The organism is Streptomyces sp. ICN903 (assembly GCF_022015835.1).
Lineage (GTDB): Bacteria > Actinomycetota > Actinomycetes > Streptomycetales > Streptomycetaceae > Streptomyces > Streptomyces fenghuangensis.
Map to the genome: position 1 here is coordinate 1 of NZ_JAKMAY010000074.1, position 21,856 is coordinate 21,856.

Below are 21,856 nucleotides of genomic sequence, written 5' to 3' on the forward strand. Positions count from 1 at the left end.
GCCCCGGCCTCCGCCTCCGCCCCCACCCGGGAGCTCGCCGTGCTCCTGTCCTCCACCCGCCGGGGCGCCCGGCTGGCCCGGCTCCTGACCGTCGCGCACCTGGCCGACCAGGGGCTGCCCACCGAGACGGCCGCGCAGATCACCGCCGAGCTGGCGGGCAACGCCGTACTGCACGGGCGCGTACCCGGCCGGGACTTCCGGCTGGGCCTGCGCGTCACCGGGAACGGCGGCGACGCCGGCGGCGTCACGCTGCGCATCGAGGTCTCCGACGCCCGCGGCGACCGCCTCCCGGCCGTGCCCGGCCCGCCGGCGTCCGGGGACGCGGAGGGCGGGCGCGGGCTGCTGCTCGTCGAGGCGCTGGCCGACCGCTGGGGCGTGGAGGCCTGGCCGCCGCCGCGCAAGACGGTCTGGGCGGAACTCGACCTCCGCCCCTGACCCCGGTGGCCCGTACGGCGCCCGCGGGGCCGGCGCTCAGGCGGCGGAGGGGCTGCCGGCCGGAGCGTTCCCGCCGGACGGACCCTCGCCGTCGCGGCGCGGGGCGAAGACGAACGCCGACTCGTCACCGTTCGACTCGACGGTCGGCGAGGCGTCCAGTGCCTTGGCCAGGCGGGTCCTCCACCGCGTGTGGCTCACAACCTCCCCTGTCCGAAGTTCCTGAGACTGGTCAGAACACCTTGAGGGCGACCCGTTGGACGATCGTCAGCGCGTGAGTGCCGTAGACGAGGAAAACGGCGACGGCCACGGCGGCTATGGCAGTGACGGACCAGATGAGGCGCGAGTTCATGCGGCGCTGATCTCCTTGACGGGGGTGGGGCGGGTCGATGTTCCCACTTGGAGGACGCTGTCGCACAGGTCCCTGACCGTGGGGTCGTGGGTGGCGATCACTACGGCGCAGCCGGCGTCGGCCAGGGTCCGGAGGGTCGCGATGACCATGTGGGTGTTGTCGAGGTCAAGGGCCCCGGTGGGCTCGTCGGCCAGGACTAGGGCGGGCTGTTTGACGATGAGGCGAGCGAGGGCGACGCGTTGTTGTTCGCCGCCGGAGAGACGGTGTACGACCTCCTTCTCACGGCCGGCGAGACCCACCTGCCGCAGGGCACAGGCAGGCGTGGGGTGGTCCTTGGCCCGATTACGGGCAACCTTGAGGACGACGCTGAGATTGTCCGCGACGGTGGCGTTGTCGATCAGGGCGTAGTTCTGGAACAGGTAGCCGAGTATGTCGCGACGGTAGGCGCGAGCCTTGCGTGGGCTCAGCCTGGTGATGTCCTGATCGCGGTGGCGCATGGTGCCGGTGGTGGGCGTGTCGAGCAGGCCGAGACAGTTGAGGAGGGTGGACTTTCCGGACCCGCTGGGGCCGGTCAGGGCAAGCATCCGCCCGGCTTCGACGGTGAAGGTGAGGTCCTGCCAGAGGACACGAGGGCCGAAGGACTTGGACAGCCCGACGATGTCGATCACGCTTCGGTCGATCCTTCCTTGACGATGCGGCGGTGGAAGAGGGCCAGGACGGTGAGGGCGGTGGCGGCCTCGACCAGGACGAGGCCGGTGATGACGGTCAGGTCCTGGCCGGTGATCGTCATCGGATCACGGGGGGCGGGGATACCGAGGGCCTTGTACCTCTCAAGGCCTTGGTTCCACTGATGAACCTGATAGGGGAGCCAGGAGACGAGCAGGGCGAGGATCGCGGCTTCGGCGGTCAGGAGGGTGCGATGGGTGGTGGCGAATGTCCAGCCGTGGATGTGCCGGGCGAAGATACGTTGGGCGTTTCTACGAGTGTGGACGATGACCACACCGACGCCGGTGACGAGCAGGACCAGGAGGGCCACGGCCAGGTTGAACAGTCGCAGCCGGAAGTCCGCAGTGATGTCACGGATGGCCTGGGCGGCGTCGGCCGCGACGGGGCTGATACCGACGACCTCGTCGCGCAGGTTCTGGGCATCGATGCCGGCGGTGATGTCGGCCGGATCGGGGAAGATGATGCTGCGCTTGGAAGCGTAGGCGGTGTAGCCCTTGTCGCTGATATAGCCGGTGCCGTTGGGGACGACGACGATGACGGGGTCGGTAAGGAAGGAATCGTCCGAGAACCGGTCCCTTCCGGCCTCGCGAGTACCGCGGGCGTTGTAGGTGAAGATCTCCTGACTGTCTGCGGTGGTCCTTACGTCGATCTGCTCGCGTGAGATCTGGTCCGGGTTCGAAGGACTGACCAAGCCAGGCACCAGGCTTGCCAGCTTGTCGGCATAAGCAGCGAGGTGTTGTGGAACCAGGAGCAGGATGCGGTCGTCTCCGCCGGTTCTGGCCGGGTAGCGGCGGCCATTCGGAGCGCGGACCTCCTGCTGCCCGAGGAACGTCTCGTTGGCCACCATCAGGTCGTCGGCGGGGAGATCCTGGGCGTCACGGGAGCGCGCGAGGTCTTTGTGACCGGCGAGAACGACCTGTCCGTCGGCGTCGGCCCGACGCAGCCAGGGACCCACCTTCGCCTCCAGCTTCTTCAGCGCATCGGGGGCGCCGAGGTAGCCGTTGAGGCGGATGGTGGAAGCATCGCCCGCCTGCTCGTACACATTGAGATTGTCCTCGCGCCGGGCGAGGTCCTGCCCGGCCTGCAGGACTGATGCGGCGATACCAAGGGCGAGCAGAAGAGCCGGCACGCGCACGAGGTAGGTGGCGACTGCAGTGGCCCGGGTGGGTATTTCGCCCTTGAGGGCGGACAGGATGCCGGTACGCGCGGTCAGGGCGAGCGTCGCGGCGTGGGCGGCAAGGACGAGTGCCGTGAAAACGACTGCCGTTGCGGCCGTGAGGAGGGCGAACAGCCCGAACCATGCAAGGTGGTTGTACCAGCCCAGCAGGGCTGTCGCCGCAGCCGTCACGGTCCCGAGGGTGACCATCCAGAAGCGGGCGAGCTGGCGCAGGTCGCGAACGAGGATCGCAGGCAGGGACATGCCCTGCAGACGCAGCACTCCGTAGGCTTTGGCGTTGAGCAGGACGCCGGCACCGGTCATGGTGACGCAGACAAGAGCAACGACGACGAGGGAACCGGCCAGGGCGCTGCCGCCGTAAGCGTAGGAGAGCTGTTCGGGGGAGGCCGGACGGGGGTGCCATGCGGTGAGACCGTGCTGCTCCAGTAGGCCGAGGAAGGGCCGAACGGCATCGGGATCGCCGAAGAGGTAGTACAGGCCACGCGGGTCGCGGTCGGAGACCTCGGAGAACGGTCGGGTCGTGGTGGTCTGGCCGGGACTGAACGCGGGGTAACCGCTGTCGATCCATTCGGCGCGGGGGCCGGTCGGAGTCAGATAGAGATCACGGCTGCGATCGGGATGTTCCAGGTCGAGTTGCTGGCGGCCCACGGTGACACCGTGGTCGCGGGCGAACGCTTCGACCGCTCGTTCGATGGCGTGGCCGGTGCTGGTGTCCCGCGACTGTGTGACCTGGACGACTGCGTCGTAGCCCAGGGTCCACTGGTCCTCGAAGCTCCTGAGGAACAGGAAGGAGAACAGGGCGGAGAACGCCAGGATGGCGGCGTGGGCGAACTTGACGCCACGATGCAGCATAGATGTCCTACAAGACTGTGGGGGGCGACCAGCCGGACGACAGAAAGCACGCGCACCCCCGAAGGGCCGCAGTACGCGGGCTCCTTCGGGGGCGTGTTACGCGTGCTGCCGATTGGTCAGCAGGTGGTCTTGTAGTAGGTCTCGTTACCCCAGAGGGCGGCGGGCGCCTGCGTGATGGACCAACTGCCGGCAGCCTCCTCGTCGCTGTCGATGTACTCGCCGACCGAGGTCGAGCCGTGGCACTTGTCCTTGTGGTAGTAGTCCGACCACACGTTGGCGGTGCCGACCCCGTAGTCCCAGGTGCCGCCGCCGACGTACGCGATGGTCGCCATCGCGGGAGCGGCGCTGGCCACGACCAGCGCTCCGGACACGGTCGCGATCTTGAGCGCGCGCTTGAGTCTCATCATCAACTCACCTTCGACTGGGAGTACGCGATGCACATCGAACGGTCTCGAACACACAGAATGATCACAGCGAACAGCGAGGGGGGGGGGAGTGAAGCTCGAGACAGAAACTGCCGGAAATCGATCTTGATTCAGTGCACGATGCATGAGTCCCGGCGCCAGGTGAGGTCTTCTCGGCGACGCGCCGGCTGCACCACGCGACGAAGGCCAGGCGCGTCTCCGGCCCCGAAAGTACATAGATGAGCCAGAAAGCTCGCCCAGGAGCCTCCTGGTCCGGCGGGTCCTCCACCGCGCGTGGTTCACAGCCCGTCCTCCTCGGTCCGGTCGCAGGTGTGCCCGGCGGGGCCCGTCCACCGGCTCGCGGGAAAGCACGTTCCGGTGGGTGGAGACCCGATGGGGCACGGCGTCAGAAGCATCAAAGGACCGGAGAGAGAACCCCACCCCGACCCAACCGGGCTCCCGTCACCCGTACGGGTGAGCCGAGGGGCCGGACCGGCGTGGCGGCCGACTCCCCGGCATAGGCTCGCCGCGACAGGCACCAGCGAGCACTGCGGGACACCGCAGAGCACCGCCACAACCGCAGACATGCGACGGCCCCCGGCCGGGACGGCCATCCCGGACGAGGGCCTGACCACCGAGGAAGTAGGGCTTCCCAGATGGCTGAGCCGCAGCCTAGCGCGCCGCCGCGCGCGCCGTCCGCCGTTCCGCGCGGCGGCGTCGTCCACGTCACCGCCCGGCACACCGAGCGCTTCACCGTCGTCGGCAACCACCTCGCCCAGCACCGCGAACTGTCGCTGACCGCGATCGGGCCGGCCGTCCACATCCAGTCGCTGCCCGACGGCGCGCGGGTGGACATCCGCACCCTCGCCGCCCGCTTCGCCGAGGGCGAGACCCGCATCGCCGCCGCGCTGCGCGAGCTGGAGGCGCACGGCTATCTGTCGCGGAAGCGGGAGCGGCTGCCGAGCGGGCGGGTGGTCACGCGCACGGTGTCCTACGACAACCCGGCGGCGGTACGGGCGGAGCAGGTGCGGCCGTCCCGGCCGTCCGTACGCCTGCCGGAGCCCCGGCCGGCCCCGGCCCCCGCCGTGGCGGCCTGGCTGGAGCGCGGGGCGGCACCCGACGCCGTACGCCGCACCCTGGCCGCCGGTCTGCCCGCCGAGCCGCTGCGCCACCCGGCCGCTCTGCTCGCCCACCGCCTCACCGCGCTGCTGCCGCCTCACCTCCCGGCCACCCCACCGGCCGCGTCCCGGCCACCGCGCCCGGACCCGCTCCGGAACTGCGACGGCTGCGACCGCGCCTTCCGCTCCCCCCCTCCAGGCCTGTGCCGCGACTGCCGCGACTGTCGCGAGGCCGGGGCCGACCCGCCGCTCCTGGCGGCATAACCGGACCCACACCCTCTGTATGCACCATGGGCTAGCTTTGTATGAGACCAACCTCATGGAGGTGTCCCGTGGCAGCCACCCAGATCGACATCGATGACGAGGCCCTGGCACAGGCCATGCGCCTGTCCGGAGCCAGGACGAAGAAGGAGATGGTCAACATCGCTCTCCGGGAGTACGTGGAGCGCCGTTCCCGCACCGAGGCACGGCTACGTCACTTCGAGCAGGCCCAGCGATGGGACGAGGACGAGTTCTGGCAACGCCACGCGGCCGAGAAGGGCGACGCTCCGGAGGCGGAGAAGGGCGCCGCCTGAGATGCTCCGCTACCTTGCCGACTCCACCGCCGTCTGGCGCCTCCAACGAGAGCGCAAGCTGAACGAGTCGTGGGGGCATGAGATCGATGAGGGCGCGATCGGCTCCTGCGCTCCGCAACGTACGGAGTTCCGACAGTCCGCGCGCGGTCTCGACGAGTACGAGCGGATGACGGACATGTTCACCGACCTGTACCCGGACGTCTCCGTCCCCAAGGTGGCGTGGAGGTGGATCGAGAACTGTCAGTACCGCCTCGCCCAGCGGGGACAGCATCGGAGTCTGTCCACCGTCGACTGGCTGATCTGCGCGACCGCCGCGCACCACGGCCTCGTGGTGCTGCACGACGACGCCGACTTCCGCACCGCCGCCCGCCTCGTCCCCGACCTCTCCGAACGCAACGTGTACGCCACTCCGGACTGATATCCGCCCCTGACCACCGAATCCCCGAGCGGAAAGCCCGGCAGGGGCCTCACTTCACCGTGTGCTTGCAGCCCAGGACGTCCTTGCCGTCCTGGTTGTCGTCGACCTTCTCCCCGTCGACGGTGATGGTGCAGGGCGCGGGCCTGAGCATGCCGTCGTCGCCCGGGACCGAGCCGGGCACGACCGACACCAGGACGCCGACCTTCTGCTCGGCCTTGGTCAGGGAGAGCTCGACCGTCTTCTTCCACGGGAGCGTGACCTGCTCGGTCCTGTTCCCGTCCGCGACATAGGCGATCTGTGTCTTTCCGGTGCCCCGGACCTCAAGGGTCACCTCGCGCACCACCTCGCCGCCCTTGTCCGCGCCGCCCGCGCCACCCGCGCCGCCGCCCGGCTCCTCGCTCCCGGAGGCCGACGGGGCGGGCCTCCCCTCGGCTCCCCCGTCGTCCCCGCCGCCGCATCCCGTCAGCAGCACACCGGAGACGATCAGAGCCAGTCCTGCGGTCGCCCTGCGCACACCCACTCCCCCTCACGGATCGAGAACCGCCCGGGACGTCTCCCGGACGGCGCCGACGATCCTAGTCGGCCGGACCTGCCCAACGGTCCTCAGGGACAACCCTGTTCACCGGCCGGAGAGCCTTGGGGGCCGCCGGGCGACGGAAAGGGCCCGTACGACTGACGTCGTACGGGCCCTTTCGCCGACCGAGAGGTCAGCGGTGCCTCAAGAGGCGGACCGGGTCACTTGACGATCTTGGTGACCTGGCCGGCGCCCACGGTCCGGCCACCCTCGCGGATGGCGAACTTCAGGCCCTCCTCCATGGCGACCGGCTGGATGAGCTCGACCTTCATCTCGGTGTTGTCGCCCGGCATGACCATCTCGGTGCCCTCGGGGAGGGTCACCACGCCGGTCACGTCCGTGGTACGGAAGTAGAACTGCGGGCGGTAGTTGTTGAAGAACGGGGTGTGGCGGCCACCCTCGTCCTTCGACAGGATGTAGGCCTGGGCCTCGAACTCGGTGTGCGGGGTGACCGAACCCGGCTTGATGATGACCTGGCCGCGCTCGACGTCCTCGCGCTTGATGCCGCGGAGCAGCAGACCGACGTTCTCACCGGCCTGGCCCTCGTCGAGCAGCTTGCGGAACATCTCGATGCCGGTGACCGTGGTGGAGGTCTTCTCCGGCTTGATGCCGATGATGTCGACGTTCTCGTTGACCTTCAGGACACCGCGCTCGATACGGCCGGTGACGACCGTACCGCGACCGGTGATCGTGAAGACGTCCTCGATCGGCATCAGGAACGGCTTCTCGACGTCACGCTCGGGCTCCGGGATGGACTCGTCCACGGCCTTCATCAGGTCGAGGACGGACTGGGCCCACTGCTCGTCGCCCTCGAGCGCCTTCAGCGCCGAGACGCGGACGACCGGAACCTCGTCACCCGGGAACTCGTACTCGGAGAGCAGCTCACGGACCTCGAGCTCGACGAGCTCCATGATCTCCTCGTCGTCCACCATGTCGGCCTTGTTCAGGGCGACGACGATGTACGGAACGCCGACCTGGCGGGCCAGGAGCACGTGCTCCTTGGTCTGCGGCATCGGGCCGTCGGTGGCGGCGACCACGAGGATGGCGCCGTCCATCTGGGCAGCACCGGTGATCATGTTCTTGATGTAGTCCGCGTGACCCGGGCAGTCGACGTGGGCGTAGTGACGGGACTCCGTCTGGTACTCGACGTGCGCGATGGAGATGGTGATACCGCGCTGGCGCTCCTCGGGAGCCTTGTCGATGTTCTCGAACGCCGAGGCCTCGTTCACGTCCGGGTAGGCGTCGTGCAGCACCTTGGTGATCGCCGCGGTAAGAGTGGTCTTACCGTGGTCGATGTGACCGATGGTGCCGATGTTGACGTGCGGCTTAGTCCGCTCGAACTTCGCCTTCGCCACTGGGGTCCTCCTGTGGACTGGTGCTGTACTCCCCCGCGCTCTGCGGAGGGGTTCAGGTGGTCGTGCCGAACCGGTCAGGACCCCTGAGGGACGACCTTGACCGCTTCGTATCTGGGTGGGCGGGCTGCCGGGGCCCCGTCACCGGGTGGTCTGCACCCGGTGACGGGAGACCCCGAAGGCCTTGTTGTGCTCCAGCCTAATGGGTGGATAGCGACACGAAACGTGCGCTACTCGCCCTTGACCTTCGCGATGATCTCCTCGGCGACGTTCCGGGGAACCTCGGCGTAGGAGTCGAACTGCATCGAGTAGCTCGCGCGACCGGAGGTCTTGCTGCGCAGGTCACCGACGTAACCGAACATCTCCGACAGCGGCACCAGGCCCTTGACGACCTTGGCGCCGGCGCGGTCCTCCATGGCCTGGATGTGGCCACGGCGGGAGTTGATGTCACCGATCACATCGCCCATGTAGTCCTCGGGCGTGGTGACCTCGACGGCCATCATCGGCTCCAGCAGGGCCGGGCTGGCCTTGCGGGCGGCCTCCTTGAAGGCCATGGAACCGGCGATCTTGAACGCCATCTCGGAGGAGTCGACGTCGTGGTAGGCGCCGTCCAGCAGCGTCACCCGCACGCCGGTGAGCGGGTAGCCCGCCAGCACGCCGAACTCCATGGCCTCCTGGCAGCCGGCGTCCACCGAGGGGATGTACTCCTTGGGGATGCGGCCACCGGTGACCTTGTTGACGAACTCGTAGCCGTCGCCCTCGAGGGGCTCGACCGCGATCTGCACCTTCGCGAACTGGCCGGAACCACCAGTCTGCTTCTTGTGCGTGTAGTCGACCTTCTCGACGGCCTTGCGCAGGGTCTCGCGGTAGGCCACCTGCGGCTTACCGACGTTCGCCTCGACCCTGAACTCGCGCTTCATCCGGTCGACCAGCACCTCAAGGTGCAGCTCGCCCATACCCGCGATGATGGTCTGCCCGGTCTCCTCGTTCGTCTTGACCTGGAAGGACGGGTCCTCCTCGGCCAGACGCTGGATGGCGACACCCAGCTTCTCCTGGTCGCCCTTGGACTTCGGCTCGATGGAGACCTCGATCACCGGGGCCGGGAAGTCCATGGACTCCAGGATGACCGGAGTCGACGCGTCGCAGAGGGTCTCGCCGGTGGTGGTCTGCTTCAGACCCATGACGGCGACGATGTCGCCGGCACCCACGCTCTGGATCTCCTCACGCTTGTTCGCGTGCATCCGGTAGATCTTGCCGATGCGCTCCTTCTTGCCCTTCACGGAGTTCAGCACCTGCGTGCCGGACTCCAGGCGGCCCGAGTAGACCCGGATGAAGGTGAGCTTGCCGAGGTGCGGGTCGCTCGCGATCTTGAAGGCGAGCGCGGCCAGCGGCTCGTCCTCGGACGGCTTGCGCTTGATGACCTCGTCGGCGTCGGACGGGGACTGCCCCTCGATCGCCTCGATGTCCAGCGGCGACGGCAGGTAGCGCACGACCGCGTCGAGCAGGGGCTGAACGCCCTTGTTCTTGAACGCGGTACCGGTGAACACCGGGGTGACGGTGGTGCCCTCGCCCTTGCCGGACTCGATGGTGATACGGCGGATCGCCGCGTACAGCTGCTCCTCGGAGGGCTCGTTGCCCTCCAGGTACAGCTCCATCAGCTCCTCGTCGTTCTCGGCGACGCCCTCGAGCAGCTTGCCGCGCCACTCCTGGGCCAGTTCCGCCATGTCGGCCGGGATGTCGACGACGTCGTACATCTCGCCCTTGGCGGCCTCCGCCGACCAGACCAGGGCCTTCATGCGGACCAGGTCCACGACGCCCTGGAAGTCGGCCTCGGCGCCGATCGGGATCTGCATGACCAGCGGCTGCGCGCCGAGGCGGTCCACGATCATCTGGACACAGCGGAAGAAGTCCGCGCCGGTGCGGTCGAGCTTGTTGACGAAGCAGATACGGGGAACGCCGTAGCGGTCCGCCTGACGCCACACCGTCTCGGACTGGGGCTCGACACCGGCCACACCGTCGAACACCGTCACCGCACCGTCGAGCACGCGCAGCGAGCGCTCCACCTCGACGGTGAAGTCGACGTGGCCCGGGGTGTCGATGATGTTGATGGTGTGGTCGACGTTGTCGAGCGGCCAGTGGCAGGTCGTCGCGGCCGACGTGATGGTGATGCCGCGCTCCTGCTCCTGCTCCATCCAGTCCATGGTGGCAGCGCCGTCGTGGACCTCACCGATCTTGTAGCTCACACCGGTGTAGAACAGGATCCGCTCGGTGGTGGTCGTCTTGCCCGCGTCGATGTGGGCCATGATCCCGATGTTGCGGACCCTGGCCAGGTCAAGTGAAGTGGTAGCCATAAGGCTCAGTCTTCTCTCGGTTCTCGATGGGGGAAGCGACTACCAGCGGTAGTGCGCGAAGGCCTTGTTGGACTCGGCCATCTTGTGGGTGTCCTCGCGCTTCTTCACGGCGGCGCCGAGCCCGTTGGAGGCGTCGAGCAGCTCGTTCATCAGACGCTCGGTCATCGTCTTCTCGCGGCGCGCGCGGGCGTAGCCCACGATCCAACGCAGCGCGAGAGTGGAGGAACGGCCGGGGCGGACCTCGACCGGAACCTGGTAGGTGGCGCCACCGACGCGGCGGGAGCGGACCTCGAGGGTCGGCTTCACGTTCTCGAGCGCGCGCTTGAGCGTGATGACCGGGTCGTTGCCGGTCTTCTCACGCAGGCCCTCCATGGCGCCGTACACGATGCGCTCGGCGGTGGAGCGCTTGCCGTGCAGCAGCACCTTGTTGATGAGGGAGGTCACCAGAGGAGAGCCGTAGACCGGGTCGATGATGACCGGTCGCTTCGGGGCGGGGCCCTTACGAGGCATGCTTACTTCTCCTTCTTGGCGCCGTAGCGGCTGCGAGCCTGCTTGCGGTTCTTGACGCCCTGGGTGTCGAGGGAGCCGCGGATGATCTTGTAGCGAACACCCGGCAGGTCCTTCACACGGCCACCGCGCACGAGCACGATGGAGTGCTCCTGCAGGTTGTGACCCTCACCCGGAATGTAAGCGGTGACCTCGATGCCGCTGGTCAGACGCACACGCGCGACCTTACGCAGGGCCGAGTTCGGCTTCTTGGGGGTGGTGGTGAAAACGCGCGTGCAGACGCCGCGGCGCTGGGGCGAACCCTCGAGTGCCGGCGTCTTGTTCTTCTCGACCTTGTCCTGTCGGCCCTTGCGGACCAACTGCTGGATCGTAGGCACCGTTTCTCCGGTTTCTGTGTGCCAGTCTCGGTACAACTAACCCGGGCCACTCGCCGACCCACGCGGTCGGGTGTGTCGAAGGCTGCACACTCCCGCGATGCGGGGCCCAGTGGGTGAGAAGCATGCAGATTTCGGTGTCCCCGCCTCACATCCCGCGGCGTATTGGCGCACACGAGAGCGCAGGGGATACCCCAGGCACAAGGTCAGAGCGTACCTACCGCACCGGCTCCGGTCAAAACAAATGCCCATGCCACCGTAGTGGGCGCGGAGCGGGAGCGGAAGAGCGCCCGAAGGCCCCCGCGGCCCGCGCCGGAGGACTCCCGCGGTTCCCTTCCCCGGCCTTTTCAGGGCCTTTTCCCGGCTCCCTCCGAACCGCCCTCTCCGGCGGCGGGCGGCGCCCCGCCGGGAAGCTCAGGAGGACCCGGACCCGGACCCGGCCGCGAACACCACGAGCCCCAGCACCACGAGCGCGACGAGCCCAATCGTCAGCCAGCCCAGAACCAGGCCGGCCATGGCCATCCCGTCGCCCTTCTCCCCGGTGCGGCGGATCTCGGCGCGCGCCTTGTGCCCCAGGATCACCGCCGGGATGGCGGTGACCCCGTAGAACGGTGTGAGGACCCCGCAGACCAGGGCGCCGACCGCGGAGTTGTTCGTCTGGGGCGGAGGCGGCAGGAAGGTGCGCGGCACCGCCTGCTGGTACGGCTGCGCGTACTGCGGCGAGGGCGCGGGGACCGCCATCGGCCCCTGCGGCAGATCGGCGATGAGCGCGTGCAACTCCCCGTACGTCTGCGCGTGGTGGGCCCGGCCCATCCGCTGCTCGTACTCGGCATGGCTCAGCCGCCCCTCCGCGTACCCGGCCTTGAGCACGTCGACGGTGCGCTCGCGGTCCGCGTGGGACGCGCGCATCATCGGCAGCTGCGACGCCTGGTGCGCGGCCTGCGCTGCCTGCGAGGGCTGCGGCAGGTACGGCGGGTGCTGCCCCGCCGGCCCGGGCGGTCCGCCGTACTTGCCCTGCTGACCCGGCTGTCCCCACGACTGGTACGACACCGGCTCCACCTCCCCACGTTCGGGCTGCCCCCATCATCCATGACGCCCGCGGCCCTTGGGGAGTTCCGGGCGCCCGGGACACACCGCGCACACCGGCGGAGACGCCCGCGGGGCGGCCCCTTTCGAGAAGGGACCGCCCCGCGGGCGTGGCAGGCGGGCCGTAGGCCTCGCCCAGCCTCTCGCTCAGCCGTTGTACGGACCGTAGTCGTAGTCCTCCAGCGGGACCGCCTGGCCGGAGCCGGTGCCGAAGGGCGAGTAGTCGATGTCGTCGTAGCCGACGGCCGAGTACATCGCGGCCTTCGCCTCCTCGGTCGGCTCGACCCGGATGTTGCGGTAGCGGGACAGGCCCGTACCGGCCGGGATGAGCTTACCGATGATGACGTTCTCCTTGAGACCGATCAGGGAGTCCGACTTGGCGTTGATCGCCGCGTCGGTCAGGACCCTGGTCGTCTCCTGGAAGGACGCCGCCGACAGCCAGGACTCCGTGGCCAGCGAGGCCTTGGTGATGCCCATCAGCTGCGGACGGCCGGAGGCCGGCTGGCCGCCCTCCTGCACCACGCGGCGGTTCTCGCCCTCGAACTTCGAGCGCTCGACCAGCTCGCCCGGCAGCAGCTCGGCGTCGCCGGACTCGATGATCGTCACACGGCGCAGCATCTGCCGGATGATGATCTCGATGTGCTTGTCGTGGATCGACACACCCTGCGAGTTGTAGACCTTCTGGACCTCGCCCACCAGGTGCACCTGCACCGCGCGCTGGCCGAGGATGCGCAGCACGTCGTGCGGGTTGGTGGCACCGACCGTCAGCGGCTGGCCGACGTCGACGTGGTCACCCTCGGAGACCAGCAGACGGGCGCGCTTGGACACGCCGTAGGAGGTCTCGTCGGAGCCGTCGTCGGGGGTGACGACGATCTTCTTGGTCTTCTCGGTCTCCTCGATCCGCACGCGGCCGGCGGCCTCGGAGATCGGGGCGACGCCCTTGGGGGTGCGGGCCTCGAAGAGCTCGACGACACGCGGCAGACCCTGGGTGATGTCGTCACCGGCCACACCACCGGTGTGGAAGGTCCGCATCGTCAGCTGGGTGCCGGGCTCACCGATGGACTGGGCGGCGATGATGCCGACGGCCTCGCCGATGTCCACCAGCTTGCCGGTCGCCAGCGAGCGGCCGTAGCACATGGCGCAGGTGCCGACGGCGGACTCGCAGGTGAGGACCGAGCGGGTCTTGACCGTCTCCACGCCGTGCCGCACCAGCTCGTCGATGAGCACGTCGCCCAGGTCGGTGCCGGCCGGGGCCAGCACCTTGCCGTCGACGGTGACGTCCTCGGCGAGGCAGCGCGCGTACACGCTGGTCTCGACGTCCTCCGCCTTGCGCAGGACGCCGTCCGCGCCCTTGGAGGCGATCACGAGCTTCAGGCCGCGGTCGGTGCCGCAGTCCTCCTCGCGGATGATCACGTCCTGCGAGACGTCCACCAGACGACGGGTCAGGTAACCCGAGTCGGCGGTGCGCAGCGCGGTGTCCGCCAGACCCTTACGGGCACCGTGCGTGGAGATGAAGTACTCCAGCACGGACAGACCCTCGCGGAACGACGCCTTGATCGGCCGCGGGATGGTCTCGTTCTTGGCGTTGGACACCAGACCGCGCATACCGGCGATCTGGCGCATCTGCATCATGTTTCCACGAGCGCCCGAGTCGACCATCATGAAGATCGGGTTGGTCTTCGGGAAGTTCTCCGACATGGCCTCGGCGACCTCGTTGGTCGCACGGGTCCAGATGCCGATGAGCTCGTTGGAACGCTCGTCCTTGGTGATCAGACCGCGCTCGTACTGCTTCTGGACCTTCTCGTCCTGCGCCTCGTAGTTCGCGATGATCTCCTTCTTGGCCTCGGGGACCACGACGTCGGAGATCGCGATGGTGACACCGGAACGGGTCGCCCAGTGGAAACCGGCCGACTTCAGGTTGTCCAGCGCCGCGGCGACGACGACCTTGGGGTAGCGCTCGGCGAGGTCGTTGACGATCGCGGAGAGCTGCTTCTTGCCCACGGTGTAGTCGACGAACGGGTAGTCCTCGGGCAGCAGCTCGTTGAAGAGCGCGCGGCCCAGGGTGGTGCGCAGCCGGAACGGGTCGCCGGTCTGCCACTCCGGCTCGCCCTCCTCGGCGGCCGGCGGGGTCCAGCCGCGGGGCGGGACCGAGCCGACGGGGAAGCGGATGTCGATCTTCGCCTGGAGCGACAGCTCCCGGGCGTCGAACGCCATGATCGCCTCGGCCACCGAGTTGAACGACCGGCCCTCGCCCTTCACCTCGCCCTCCACCTGGTCGGTGGTGAGGAAGAACAGGCCCAGCACCATGTCCTGGGTCGGCATGGTGACGGGACGGCCGTCGGCCGGCTTGAGGATGTTGTTCGAGGACAGCATCAGGATGCGGGCCTCGGCCTGCGCCTCCGCGGACAGCGGCAGGTGCACGGCCATCTGGTCGCCGTCGAAGTCCGCGTTGAACGCGGTGCACACCAGCGGGTGGATCTGGATGGCCTTGCCCTCGACCAGCTGCGGCTCGAAGGCCTGGATGCCCAGACGGTGCAGGGTCGGCGCACGGTTGAGCAGCACCGGGTGCTCGGCGATGACCTCTTCGAGCACGTCGTACACGACCGTGCGGCCGCGCTCGACCATGCGCTTGGCCGACTTGATGTTCTGCGCGTGGTTGAGGTCCACCAGGCGCTTCATCACGAACGGCTTGAACAGCTCCAGCGCCATGGCCTTGGGCAGACCGCACTGGTGCAGCTTGAGCTGCGGGCCGACGACGATCACCGAACGCGCCGAGTAGTCGACGCGCTTGCCCAGCAGGTTCTGGCGGAAGCGGCCCTGCTTGCCCTTGAGCATGTCGGACAGCGACTTCAGCGGACGGTTGCCGGGGCCCGTGACCGGGCGGCCGCGGCGGCCGTTGTCGAAGAGCGCGTCGACGGCCTCCTGGAGCATGCGCTTCTCGTTGTTCACGATGATCTCGGGCGCGCCGAGGTCGAGAAGCCGCTTCAGGCGGTTGTTGCGGTTGATGACGCGGCGGTACAGGTCGTTCAGGTCGCTGGTCGCGAAGCGGCCACCGTCGAGCTGCACCATCGGACGCAGGTCCGGCGGGATGACCGGCACGCAGTCCAGCACCATGCCCTTGGGGCTGTTGCGGGTCTGCAGGAAGGCGGAGACGACCTTGAGGCGCTTGAGCGCACGGGTCTTCTTCTGGCCCTTGCCGGTCCGGATGATCTCGCGGAGCTTCTCCGCCTCCTCCTCCAGGTCGAAGGTCTCCAGCCGCTTCTGCAGCGCGGCGGCGCCCATCGAGCCGTCGAAGTAGGTCCCGAAGCGGTCGCGCAGCTCGCGGTAGAGCAGCTCGTCGCCCTCCAGGTCCTGGACCTTGAGGTTCTTGAAGCGGTTCCAGACCTCGTCCAGGCGGTCGATCTCGCGCTGGGCGCGGTCGCGGATCTGCTTCATCTCGCGCTCGGCGCCCTCGCGCACCTTGCGGCGGACGTCCGCCTTGGCGCCCTCGGCCTCCAGCTCCGCGAGGTCGGCCTCCTGCTTCTTGGCACGGGCCTCCAGGTCGGCGTCGCGGCGCTGCTCGATCTGCTGGCGCTCCACGGAGACGTGGGCCTCCAGGGAGGGCAGGTCGCGCGTGCGGCGCTCCTCGTCCACCCACGTGATCATGTAGGCGGCGAAGTAGATGACCTTCTCGAGGTCCTTCGGGGCGAGGTCGAGCAGGTAGCCCAGACGGGAGGGCACGCCCTTGAAGTACCAGATGTGGGTGACGGGGGCGGCGAGCTCGATGTGGCCCATCCGCTCACGGCGCACCTTGGCGCGGGTCACCTCGACGCCGCAGCGCTCGCAGATGATGCCCTTGAAGCGGACGCGCTTGTACTTGCCGCAGTAGCACTCCCAGTCCCGGGTCGGACCGAAGATCTTCTCGCAGAAGAGCCCGTCCTTTTCCGGCTTGAGGGTGCGGTAGTTGATGGTCTCCGGCTTCTTGACCTCGCCGTGGGACCACTGACGGATGTCGTCAGCGGTGGCCAGGCCGATTCGCAGCTCGTCGAAGAAGTTGACGTCGAGCACTCTCGTCAATCCCTCTCAGGGTTTGTGCCCCTCGCGTCGGTGGGACCGAGGAGCTCTGTGGTGGTCTGAACGGGGGTCGCGGGGAGGCCGGGGGGCCGCCCCTGCCGCCTTTGGCGGGAGGGTGCGGCGCCCCGGCCGGCCCGTCAGACCTCTTCGACGCTGCTCGGCTCGCGCCGGGACAGGTCGATGCCGAGCTCTTCCGCGGCGCGGAAGACGTCCTCGTCGGTGTCGCGCATCTCGATGGACATGCCGTCGCTGGACAGCACCTCCACGTTGAGGCACAGGGACTGCATCTCCTTGATGAGCACCTTGAAGGACTCGGGGATGCCGGGCTCGGGGATGTTCTCGCCCTTGACGATGGCCTCGTAGACCTTCACGCGGCCGGTGACGTCGTCGGACTTGATGGTCAGCAGCTCCTGGAGGGCGTACGCGGCGCCGTAAGCCTCCAGCGCCCACACCTCCATCTCACCGAAGCGCTGGCCACCGAACTGAGCCTTACCGCCCAGCGGCTGCTGGGTGATCATGGAGTACGGGCCGGTCGAGCGGGCGTGCAGCTTGTCGTCGACCAGGTGGTGCAGCTTGAGGATGTACATGTAGCCGACCGAGATCGGGTCCGGGAACGGCTCGCCGGAGCGGCCGTCGTAGAGCCGGGCCTTGCCGGAGGGCAGGACCATCCGCTCGCCGTCGCGGTTGGGCAGGGTCGCCGTGAACAGACCGGCGATCTCGTCCTCGCGGGCGCCGTCGAACACCGGGGTGGCGACGTTGGTGCCGGGCTCGACGTCGTCGGCGCCGATCGAGGCGAGCCGCTTCTGCCACTCCTCCTCGATCCCCTCGACCTTCCAGCCCTGGGAGGCGAGCCAGCCCAGGTGGATCTCCAGGACCTGGCCCGGGTTCATCCGGGACGGGACGCCCAGCGGGTTGAGGATGACGTCGACCGGGGTGCCGTCCTCCATGAACGGCATGTCCTCGATCGGCAGGATCTTGGAGATGACGCCCTTGTTGCCGTGGCGGCCGGCGAGCTTGTCACCGTCGGTGATCTTGCGCTTCTGGGCCACGTAGACGCGGACGAGCTGGTTGACGCCCGGAGGCAGCTCGTCGCCCTCCTCGCGGTCGAAGACGCGGACGCCGATGACCTTGCCGGTCTCGCCGTGCGGCACCTTCAGCGAGGTGTCGCGGACCTCGCGCGCCTTCTCGCCGAAGATCGCGCGCAGCAGCCGCTCCTCCGGGGTCAGCTCGGTCTCACCCTTCGGGGTGACCTTGCCGACCAGGATGTCGCCCGCCTCGACCTCGGCGCCGATGCGGATGATGCCGCGCTCGTCGAGGTCGGCCAGGACCTCCTCGGAGACGTTCGGGATGTCCCGGGTGATCTCCTCGGGGCCCAGCTTGGTGTCACGGGCGTCGACCTCGTGCTCCTCGATGTGGATCGAGGAGAGGACGTCGTCCTGGACGAGGCGCTGCGACAGGATGATCGCGTCCTCGTAGTTGTGGCCCTCCCACGGCATGAACGCCACCAGGAGGTTCTTGCCGAGCGCCATCTCGCCCTGCTCGGTCGAGGGGCCGTCGGCGAGGACCTGGCCGGTCACCACGCGGTCGCCCTCGTCCACGACGACCTTCTGGTTGAAGGAGGTGCCCTGGTTGGAGCGGAAGAACTTGGCGACGCGGTAGGTGGTGTAGGTGCCGTCGTCGTTGGCCACGGTGACGTAGTCGGCGGAGACCTCCTGGACCACGCCGTCCTTCTCGGCCTTGATCACGTCGCCGGCGTCGACCGCGCAGCGGTACTCCATGCCGGTGCCGACCAGCGGGGCCTCGGCACGGATCAGCGGGACGGCCTGGCGCATCATGTTCGAGCCCATGAGCGCACGGTTGGCGTCGTCGTGCTCCAGGAACGGGATCATGGCGGTCGCGACCGACACCATCTGGCGCGGCGAGACGTCCATGTAGTCGACCTCGTCACCGGGGATGAGGTCGACCTCGCCGCCGCGGCGGCGGACCAGGACGCGGTCCTCGGCGAACCGCATGTCGTCGGTCAGCGGCGCGTTCGCCTGGGCGATGACGTAGCGGTCCTCCTCGTCGGCGGTCAGGTAGTTGACCTCGTCGGTGACCACGCCGTCGACCACCCGGCGGTAGGGGGTCTCCACGAAGCCGAACGCGTTGACCCGGCCGTAGGAGGCCAGCGAGCCGATCAGACCGATGTTCGGGCCTTCGGGGGTCTCGATCGGGCACATGCGGCCGTAGTGCGAGGGGTGCACGTCACGGACCTCGAAGCCCGCCCGCTCACGGGACAGACCGCCGGGGCCCAGCGCGGACAGACGGCGCTTGTGGGTCAGGCCCGACAGCGGGTTCGTCTGGTCCATGAACTGCGACAGCTGGCTGGTGCCGAAGAACTCCTTGATGGAGGCGACGACCGGCCGGATGTTGATCAGGGTCTGCGGCGTGATCGCCTCGACGTCCTGGGTCGTCATCCGCTCCCGGACGACGCGCTCCATACGGGCCAGACCGGTGCGGACCTGGTTCTGGATGAGCTCGCCGACGTTGCGCAGGCGGCGGTTGCCGAAGTGGTCGATGTCGTCGGTCTCGACGACGATCGTCCGGCCGTTCTCCCCGACCGTCTCGGTCTCACCGGCGTGCAGCTTGACCAGGTACTTGATCGTGGCGATGACGTCGTCGACGGTCAGCACGCCGGCGTCCAGCGGCTGGTCACCGCCGAGCTTCCGGTTGATCTTGTAGCGGCCGACCTTGGCCAGGTCGTAGCGCTTGGGGTTGAAGTAGAGGTTCTCCAGAAGCGTCTGGGCGGCCTCGCGCGTCGGCGGCTCGCCCGGACGCAGCTTGCGGTAGATGTCGAGCAGCGCGTCGTCCTGGCCCTGGGTGTGGTCCTTCTCCAGGGTGGCGCGCATGGACTCGTACTGGCCGAACTCCTCCAGGATCTGCTCGGTGGTCCAGCCGAGCGCCTTGAGGAGGACGGTGACGGACTGCTTGCGCTTGCGGTCGATGCGGACACCGACCATGTCGCGCTTGTCGATCTCCATCTCCAGCCAGGCGCCGCGAGACGGAATGATCTTGGCGGAGAAGATGTCCTTGTCGGACGTCTTGTCGATGCTGCTGTCGAAGTAGACACCCGGCGAGCGCACCAGCTGGGAGACCACGACACGCTCGGTGCCGTTGATGACGAAGGTGCCCTTGTTGGTCATGAGCGGGAAGTCGCCCATGAAGACCGTCTGGGACTTGATCTCACCGGTCTCGTTGTTGGTGAACTCGGCGGTGACGAACAGGGGCGCGGCGTAGGTGAAGTCGCGCTCCTTGCACTCGTCGATCGAGTTCTTCGGCGGCTCGAAGCGGTGATCGCGGAAGGTGAGCGACATCGACCCGGAGAAGTCCTCGATCGGGGAGATCTCCTCGAAGATCTCCTCCAGACCGGACTTGGTGGGGACATCCTCACCGCGCTCCAGCGCCGCCTCGACGCGAGCCTTCCAGGCGTCGTTGCCGAGCAGCCAGTCGAAGCTCTCGGTCTGCAGCGCAAGGAGGTTCGGAACCCCGAGGGGCTCCTTGATCTTCGCAAAGGAGATACGCAGCGGGGCGGTGCTGGCGCCGTTGTTCGAATTGGCGGTCGAGGCGTTGCGCGAGGCGGCCAAGAGGGGGTCCTTCCGAGGGCTCGGACTCACTACGCGCATGCCGTGCCCCTGGTGACGGGCAGGGGGCAGTTAATAGGCAGCGCAAAGGGTCAGTGTAGCCACAAGGCCCACTGATGTCCAGTGCGGTATCCGGAGACCGGCACGCGGTACCAATCTCTCCCTCCGGAGGGGCGAGCCCCTCGTCAGTTGTTCAACGCCTGCCGCAAGGTTTCCCACTTCGCCCGCGATCCATGCCTCGGATTGTGGATCGGTGAGACGACGCGTCCTGAGAATTGCGCGCTACGTGCGGTTCGTCAAGGCCCCACCCTCCTCCGGAGCCACAGGGAGCGTACGGCCGGACAGCGTTGATCACCATACCCGCAGGCCTTCGCCAGGCGATACGGCCGTCGCGGAAACGACCGAGGGCGACCACCCGCATGGGTGATCGCCCTCGGAAGGAGAGGGGTCAGCGGACCCCTTCAGTGACCTGGGTCACTCGGTTCACTTGACCTCGACGGAGGCGCCGGCGCCCTTGAGGGACTCGGCGGCCTTGTCGGCGGTCTCCTTGTTGACCTTCTCCAGGACCGGCTTCGGGGTGCCGTCGACCAGGTCCTTGGCCTCCTTCAGGCCGAGGGAGGTCAGCTCGCGCACGACCTTGATGACCTGGATCTTCTTGTCGCCGGCGCCGGTGAGGATGACGTCGAACTCGTCCTTCTCCGGCTCGGCCTCGGCGGCACCACCGGCGGCGGCGCCACCGGCGGCGGCGGCGACGGCGACCGGGGCGGCGGCCTCGACGTCGAACTTCTCCTCGAAGGCCTTCACGAACTCGGAGAGCTCGATGAGGGTCATCTCGCTGAACTGCTCGAGCAGCTCGTCCTGGCTGAGCTTCGCCATGATGGCGGTCCTTCCACTAAGTCGGCTGGTGCCGGGGTGTTCATGTCGGCGGGCGTACTGGGGCCCGCTGCGACCGAGTGCGCCTGGAGCGGGTTACTCGGCCTCGGCGGGAGCCGGCGTACCGGCACCGCCCTGCTCCTGCTTGGCGCGAAGGGCGTCCGCGGTGCGGACGAACTTCGACAGCGGGGCCTGGAAGGTCGCCGCGGCCTTGGCCATGGACGCCTTCATGCCGCCGGCCAGCTTGGCGAGCAGCACCTCGCGGGACTCGAGGTCCGCGAGCTTCTTGATGTCGTCGGCGCTGAGCGCCTTGCCCTCGAGGACACCGCCCTTGATGACGAGCTGGGGGTTGTCCTTGGCGAAGTCACGCAGACTCTTCGCCGCCTCGACCGGGTCACCGGTCACGAAGGCGACGGCGGTGGAGTCGACGAAGAACTCGTCGAGCTCGGTGACCCCGGCCTCGTTGGCCGCGATCTTGGTAAGCGTGTTCTTCGCCACACGGTACTGAGCGTTCTCACCGAGAGAACGGCGCAGGTCCTTGAGCTGAGCGACGCTGAGACCGGTGTACGCGGTCACAACGGCGGCGTTGGAGTTCTGGAACTTCTCCCTGATCTCCTCGACGGCTGCGACCTTGTCGGGACTCGCCATGAGCCTCGGCCCTCCTTTCCGGGTGATGCGATCCTCGACCGTGCCTTTCGACAGGTCATGACGCCGGACCGCCCACGTCGGGCGCACGAGGAAGGGGTCTTGCACAAAACGAAACGCCCCGGCGCAGGCGCACGGGGCGTGACTCGACCGGTGCGCACACCGGGAGTCCTCCACTGTCACCTGCGCAGGTCGCCCGCTCCAAGCGGATCCTTCGGCCACCGGCCCCGGATCCGCGGGGGATCTGGGAGCACGGCAACGACCAGCGGTCTTTGGCTTCGGTGGAAGAGTACGCGAACGCCGTCACGGCAGGCAAATCCACCGGCCCCGCTCCGCCGGCGCCCTCGCTCCGGCCGCCCCCGTGTCC

Annotated in this window: 18 protein-coding genes; 4 read left to right on the top strand and 14 right to left on the bottom strand. The window is 68.3% G+C overall.

Annotated features, from left to right (window positions below):
• A partial coding sequence (locus L7D48_RS10355; RefSeq protein ID WP_374491877.1) for an ATP-binding protein occupies nucleotides 1-435 on the top strand: 435 nt, incomplete at its 5' end.
• Nucleotides 436-471: 36 nt separating this feature from the next.
• Here L7D48_RS10355 and L7D48_RS10360 read toward each other — a convergent pair.
• The 4 genes from L7D48_RS10360 to L7D48_RS10375 all read right to left on the bottom strand — a co-directional run bounded on the left by L7D48_RS10360 (nucleotide 472) and on the right by L7D48_RS10375 (nucleotide 3,946).
• Nucleotides 472-633, bottom strand: a complete 162-nt coding sequence (locus tag L7D48_RS10360; RefSeq protein ID WP_237878689.1) for a hypothetical protein — start codon at nucleotides 631-633, stop codon at nucleotides 472-474.
• A gap of 147 nt (nucleotides 634-780) precedes the next feature.
• A complete protein-coding gene (locus L7D48_RS10365) occupies nucleotides 781-1,452 on the bottom strand; it encodes an ABC transporter ATP-binding protein (RefSeq protein ID WP_237878690.1) in 672 nt (223 codons plus the stop codon).
• Nucleotides 1,449-3,539: a hypothetical protein gene (locus L7D48_RS10370; RefSeq protein ID WP_237878691.1), complete on the bottom strand. Its 2,091-nt coding sequence runs from the start codon at nucleotides 3,537-3,539 to the stop codon at nucleotides 1,449-1,451. The genes L7D48_RS10365 and L7D48_RS10370 overlap by 4 nt, the downstream gene beginning before the upstream one ends.
• Before the next feature lie 116 nt (nucleotides 3,540-3,655).
• Nucleotides 3,656-3,946 carry a lactococcin 972 family bacteriocin gene (locus L7D48_RS10375; RefSeq protein WP_237878692.1) on the bottom strand — a complete coding sequence of 97 codons (291 nt, stop codon included), beginning with the start codon at nucleotides 3,944-3,946 and terminating at the stop codon, nucleotides 3,656-3,658.
• A 653-nt stretch (nucleotides 3,947-4,599) separates the two neighbouring features.
• On the opposite strand from L7D48_RS10375, the gene L7D48_RS10380 reads away from it, so the two are divergent.
• The 3 genes from L7D48_RS10380 to L7D48_RS10390 all read left to right on the top strand — a co-directional run bounded on the left by L7D48_RS10380 (nucleotide 4,600) and on the right by L7D48_RS10390 (nucleotide 6,054).
• Nucleotides 4,600-5,325, top strand: a complete 726-nt coding sequence (locus L7D48_RS10380) for a helix-turn-helix domain-containing protein (protein WP_237878693.1) — start codon at nucleotides 4,600-4,602, stop codon at nucleotides 5,323-5,325.
• Between the two features lie 68 nt (nucleotides 5,326-5,393).
• Nucleotides 5,394-5,636, top strand: a complete 243-nt coding sequence (locus L7D48_RS10385) for a type II toxin-antitoxin system VapB family antitoxin (RefSeq protein ID WP_237878694.1) — start codon at nucleotides 5,394-5,396, stop codon at nucleotides 5,634-5,636.
• Between the two features lies 1 nt (nucleotide 5,637).
• On the top strand, nucleotides 5,638-6,054 hold the full coding sequence (locus L7D48_RS10390; RefSeq protein WP_237878695.1) for a PIN domain-containing protein: 417 nt from the start codon (nucleotides 5,638-5,640) through the stop codon (nucleotides 6,052-6,054).
• Between the two features lie 49 nt (nucleotides 6,055-6,103).
• On the opposite strand, the gene L7D48_RS10395 is transcribed toward L7D48_RS10390, so the two are convergent.
• The 10 genes from L7D48_RS10395 to rplJ all read right to left on the bottom strand — a co-directional run bounded on the left by L7D48_RS10395 (nucleotide 6,104) and on the right by rplJ (nucleotide 21,492).
• Nucleotides 6,104-6,568 (bottom strand): hypothetical protein, encoded by a 465-nt coding sequence (locus L7D48_RS10395; RefSeq protein ID WP_237878696.1) that lies wholly within the window; start codon nucleotides 6,566-6,568, stop codon nucleotides 6,104-6,106.
• Between the two features lie 221 nt (nucleotides 6,569-6,789).
• The gene (gene tuf / locus L7D48_RS10400) at nucleotides 6,790-7,983 is read right to left on the bottom strand and encodes an elongation factor Tu (RefSeq protein WP_237878697.1); all 1,194 of its coding nucleotides are present in this window, start codon (nucleotides 7,981-7,983) and stop codon (nucleotides 6,790-6,792) included.
• A gap of 227 nt (nucleotides 7,984-8,210) precedes the next feature.
• Nucleotides 8,211-10,331 carry an elongation factor G gene (fusA, locus tag L7D48_RS10405; protein ID WP_237878698.1) on the bottom strand — a complete coding sequence of 707 codons (2,121 nt, stop codon included), beginning with the start codon at nucleotides 10,329-10,331 and terminating at the stop codon, nucleotides 8,211-8,213.
• A 39-nt stretch (nucleotides 10,332-10,370) separates the two neighbouring features.
• Entirely contained in the window at nucleotides 10,371-10,841 is a 471-nt protein-coding gene (gene rpsG, locus L7D48_RS10410) for a 30S ribosomal protein S7 (protein WP_093660564.1), read from the bottom strand.
• A 2-nt stretch (nucleotides 10,842-10,843) separates the two neighbouring features.
• On the bottom strand, nucleotides 10,844-11,215 hold the full coding sequence (gene rpsL, locus L7D48_RS10415) for a 30S ribosomal protein S12 (protein ID WP_003948652.1): 372 nt from the start codon (nucleotides 11,213-11,215) through the stop codon (nucleotides 10,844-10,846).
• Between the two features lie 411 nt (nucleotides 11,216-11,626).
• Nucleotides 11,627-12,121 (bottom strand): DUF1707 and DUF4190 domain-containing protein, encoded by a 495-nt coding sequence (locus tag L7D48_RS10420; RefSeq protein WP_237878703.1) that lies wholly within the window; start codon nucleotides 12,119-12,121, stop codon nucleotides 11,627-11,629.
• Nucleotides 12,122-12,445: 324 nt separating this feature from the next.
• Nucleotides 12,446-16,345 (bottom strand): DNA-directed RNA polymerase subunit beta', encoded by a 3,900-nt coding sequence (locus L7D48_RS10425; protein WP_237878704.1) that lies wholly within the window; start codon nucleotides 16,343-16,345, stop codon nucleotides 12,446-12,448.
• A gap of 143 nt (nucleotides 16,346-16,488) precedes the next feature.
• A complete protein-coding gene (gene rpoB, locus L7D48_RS10430; RefSeq protein ID WP_237878699.1) occupies nucleotides 16,489-19,974 on the bottom strand; it encodes a DNA-directed RNA polymerase subunit beta in 3,486 nt (1,161 codons plus the stop codon).
• A gap of 480 nt (nucleotides 19,975-20,454) precedes the next feature.
• Complete coding sequence (gene rplL, locus L7D48_RS10435; RefSeq protein ID WP_237878700.1) at nucleotides 20,455-20,847, bottom strand: 50S ribosomal protein L7/L12; 393 nt, start codon at nucleotides 20,845-20,847, stop codon at nucleotides 20,455-20,457.
• Nucleotides 20,848-20,940: 93 nt separating this feature from the next.
• Nucleotides 20,941-21,492: a 50S ribosomal protein L10 gene (gene rplJ, locus L7D48_RS10440; protein ID WP_237878701.1), complete on the bottom strand. Its 552-nt coding sequence runs from the start codon at nucleotides 21,490-21,492 to the stop codon at nucleotides 20,941-20,943.
• Nucleotides 21,493-21,856 lie beyond the last annotated feature (364 nt).